1 protein-coding gene is annotated in these 1,014 nt (G+C 63.3%); it reads right to left on the bottom strand.

Going from position 1 to position 1,014, the window contains the following annotated elements:
* Positions 1–1,014 (bottom strand): malic enzyme-like NAD(P)-binding protein (locus tag EN925_RS37230; RefSeq protein WP_281040706.1); only part of this gene is annotated, 1,014 nt, incomplete at both ends.

Genomic DNA, 1,014 nt, shown 5'->3' with positions numbered 1-1,014 from the left:
AGACGAAGCGGTTCAGCTTGTCGATATAGGCAGCAAAGTCGGTGATCGGCCGCGTCGCGACGCCGGTGTCGCAGGCTGCCTTGGCGACCGCGGGCGCTATGCGCAGGATCAGCCGCGGATCGAAGGGCGAAGGGATCAGGAATTCAGGGCCGAAGATCGGCGTCTCGCCGGAATAGGCGCGGGCCGCGACGTCCGAAGGTTCCTCGCGTGCGAGCGCTGCGATTGCCCGCACCGCCGCCATCTTCATCTCCTCATTGATGGCGCTGGCGCCGCAGTCGAGCGCACCGCGAAAAATGTAAGGAAAACACAGTACGTTATTGACCTGATTGGGAAAATCGGACCGGCCGGTGCAGATCATCGCATCCGGACGCGCTGCACGCGCTATTTCCGGCATGATCTCCGGATTGGGGTTGGCCAGCGCCAGGATCAGCGGCTTCGGCGCCATGTGCTGGAGCAGTTCCGGCTTCAGTACGCCTGCCGCCGACAGGCCGAGGAAGACGTCGGCGCCCGAAATGACGTCGGCCAGCGTGCGCGCCTCGGTGTCCTTCACATAGGGGTCTTTCCAGCGATCCATCTCATCGGTGCGGCCCTTGTAGGCGACGCCGAAACGGTCGGTGACCCAGATGTTTTCGACCTTGGCGCCGAGCGAGACCAGCAAGTTGAGGCAGGCAAGGGCGGCAGCCCCGGCGCCGGAGGTGACGATCTTGATGTCCGATATGGTCTTGCCGGCGAACTCCAGCCCGTTGAGCACGGCGGCAGCGACGATGATGGCTGTGCCGTGCTGGTCGTCGTGGAACACCGGTATGCCCATGCGGGCCTTCAGCTGTTCCTCGACCTCGAAGCATTCCGGCGCCTTGATGTCCTCGAGATTGATGCCGCCGAAAGTCGGCTCGAGGGCCGAGATCGTCTCGACCATGCGCTCGATAGCGGGCGCGTCGATCTCTATGTCGAAGACATCGATGCCGGCGAACTTCTTGAACAGGACGGCCTTGCCTTCCATGACCGGTTTGGAGG

The sequence above is a fragment of the Mesorhizobium sp. M7A.F.Ca.US.006.04.2.1 genome (assembly GCF_004022915.1).
GTDB classification, from domain to species: domain Bacteria; phylum Pseudomonadota; class Alphaproteobacteria; order Rhizobiales; family Rhizobiaceae; genus Mesorhizobium; species Mesorhizobium ciceri.
This window is presented reverse-complemented; position numbering and strand designations above follow the sequence as displayed.